Raw genomic sequence first — 2701 nt, forward strand, 5'->3', positions numbered from 1 at the left:
ACCCGGCGGTGACCACCGCGCCGCGCAGGTCGACCACGGTGGTGCCGGGCCCGGCGAGGGCACGGGCGCCCCGGTCGTCGCCGAGGAAGCCGATCCGCCCCCGCTCAGCGGCGAGCGCGGTGTGCGGCAGGAGGCGGCCCGTGCCCGGGTCGAGCAGCCGGGCGGAGAGCAGGACGAGATCGGCGGGCACGGGGGCTCCTTCGCTGACAGGGGGCACATCAAGGCCGTTGGCTTTCAGGCGGGGGCACGGGGCTGACGGATCAGCCGGCGGCTTCGTCGAGCGTGCCGGGCCGCAGCCCGAGTTCCCGCTCGGCCGTGATGCGCGGCATGCGCAGCACCGCGGCCGGGCGTTCGGGTGTCGCGGTGTTGGCGTGGACGCCCAGGCCGTCGAGGACGACGAGGAGCTGCACGGCGACCGTCAGGGGATCGCCGGTGACGAACTCGCCGGCGTCCACGCCGTCCTGGATCAGGCCTTCGAGCCTGCCGCGCCAGGCGGCCTCCTGCCGGGCGACCCGGTCGCGGAGCACGGGCCGGTAGCGGCTGAGGTGGCGGGCGTTGATCCACAGCCGGCTGATGGCGTCGTACTCCTCTCCCGAGGTGTGGGCGAGGAAGCGGGCCAGCCGTCCGGTGGGCGTGAGCGCGGCGCTCCCGGCGGGGAGGAGGCGGTCGAGTTCGCCGGTCGCCGCGCTGCCGAAGGCCTCGGCGACGAGGTCCTCGGCCGAGGGGAAGTAGTGGCTGATCAGCCCGGGGCGGACGGCGAGTTCCTCGGCGATCCGGCGGAGCGTGACGCACTCCAGGCCCTCGGCCAGGGCGACGGCCGCGGCGGCGGCGACGATCTCCGCCCGCCGGGCGGCCGGGTCCTTGCGAATCCGCTTGCGCTGAACGCTTGACGACATGACGGCGATGCTATTGAGTGTGCGACCAATAAGCAACTGGTCACCCGCCCAATAAGCGACCAGACCCCATCCCACGGCTCTCGGAGGCCCCATGGCGTCCACGCTTCCCGACCCGCACCCCGGCGCGGGGCCCACGCCCGCCGGCGGCGCCTCCGTCTCCGGGGCCGCCGAGCGCGCCGGCGTCGAGGCGCACGGCATCGATCTCATCCCGGACTCCGAACGCCGGGGCCGGCCCCGTGAGTTGTTCTCCGTGTGGGCCGCCGCCAACGTCAACTACCTGAGCCTGGTGGTGGGCGGCGCGCTGGTGCTGATGGGGCTGAGCCTGTGGCAGGCGCTGGCGGTGATCGTCGTGGGCAATCTGTTCTGGCTGCTCACCGGCCTGCTGGCGGTCCCGGGCCCGGTGGCGGGCGCGCCGAGCGAGGTGGTGACCCGGGCGCTGTACGGGGTGCGCGGGAACCGGGTGAACAACGCGGTGACCGGCTGGCTGATCTCCGTGTGCTATTTCGCGCTGAACCTGGCGGCGGCGGCCACCGCGGCCTTCTCCCTGGTGGACCGGGCCGGACTGCCGGTGACCACCGCGGTGAAGGCGGCCGTCGTGGTACTGATCGCCGCCGTCACGCTCGCCATCGGCGTCTACGGCCATGCCGCGATCGTCCGGCTCTACCTGCCGATCACCCTGGTGCTGTCGGCGGTGTTCGCCGTGGTGGGCGTCGCGGTGCTGCGGCACACCGACTTCGGCTACACCCCCGGGCCGCCGCTGACCGGCAGGGACCTGTGGGCGACCGTGGCGGCCGGGACCGCCCTCATCGCCTCGGGCCCGCTGTCGTACACCACCAGCGCGGACTTCTCCCGCTATCTGCCCCGCACCACCCCCGCGAAGGCGGTGGCCGGCTGGACGGCGCTCGGCGGGTTCGTGCCGAGCGTCCTGGTGTGCGGCGTCGGCGCATGTGCCGCGACCGCCGTCGACATGAACGACCCGGAGACCTCGCTGCAGACGCTGCTGCCCGGCTGGTTCCGGCCGGTGTTCCTGCTCGCGCTGGTCCTCGGCACCGTCGCGCTGAACGCGCTCACGTCCTACAGCGCCGGTCTCGCGCTCCAGGCCGTCGGCCTGCGCATCCGGCGCACGCTCAGCGTCCTGGTGGACGGCGCGGTGGCCGTGTCGCTCACCCTGTACGCCCTGCTGGTCTCCGACTTCCTCGACGCCGTCGGTGATGTGCTCCAGCTGACCGTGCTGCTGCTCGGCCCGAGCACGGCCGTCTACGCCACGGACATCCTGCTGCGCCGGGGCCGCTACGACGGTCCCGGCCTCGCCGACGAGTCGCCCGGCGGGCCGTTCTGGTACACCGGCGGCGTCAACCGGTCCGGGGCGCTGGCCCTCACGGCGGGCGTGACGGCCTCCGCGCTGAGCGTCGACAGCGTCTACACCGGTCCCGTGGCCGCGGCCCTGGGCGGTGTCGACCTGGCCCTGCCGGCCGGACTGCTGGTGGCCTCGGCGGCGTACGCCGTGCTGTTCACGCGCCTCGGGCCGGCGGCGCCTCGTACCGGACAACCGTGAGCCGGGCGGGAGTCGGAGACGAGCCGCGCCCCGGCCGCACAGGACCCGGACACGGCGGCTGCCCGCCGGCGCCACCCGAGGGGGTACGTTTTCTCACTCGTTCTCGCGTCGTCGACGCGTAGTCGTACCACCGGCCGCCCGCGTCTGCTGCACTGCCCCTGCACGGGCAGGCAGTTGACGACGCATCAGGAGGCACGGTGTCCAGACGGAACGGGCGTTCGGCGGCGGGCAGAGCGGTTCTCACGACGGT

General features: G+C 74.1%; 2 protein-coding genes and 1 pseudogene. 1 reads left to right on the forward strand and 2 read right to left on the reverse strand.

All coding sequences use genetic code 11. The features are described 5' to 3' along the window. Both H5J33_RS30325 and H5J33_RS30330 read right to left on the reverse strand, forming a co-directional pair. Nucleotides 1-190 (reverse strand): annotated as a pseudogene (locus H5J33_RS30325) (amidohydrolase); the annotation flags it as partial. Between the two features lie 70 nt (nucleotides 191-260). Further along, nucleotides 261-896: a TetR/AcrR family transcriptional regulator gene (locus tag H5J33_RS30330; protein WP_181797982.1), complete on the reverse strand. Its 636-nt coding sequence runs from the start codon at nucleotides 894-896 to the stop codon at nucleotides 261-263. 91 nt (nucleotides 897-987) lie between these two features. Between H5J33_RS30330 and H5J33_RS30335 the strand changes: the two genes are divergently transcribed. After that, nucleotides 988-2451, forward strand: a complete 1464-nt coding sequence (locus H5J33_RS30335) for a cytosine permease (RefSeq protein ID WP_181797983.1) — start codon at nucleotides 988-990, stop codon at nucleotides 2449-2451. The last annotated feature ends 250 nt before the right edge of the window (nucleotides 2452-2701 follow it).

The organism is Streptomyces sp. WELS2 (assembly GCF_013870595.1).
GTDB lineage: Bacteria > Actinomycetota > Actinomycetes > Streptomycetales > Streptomycetaceae > Streptomyces.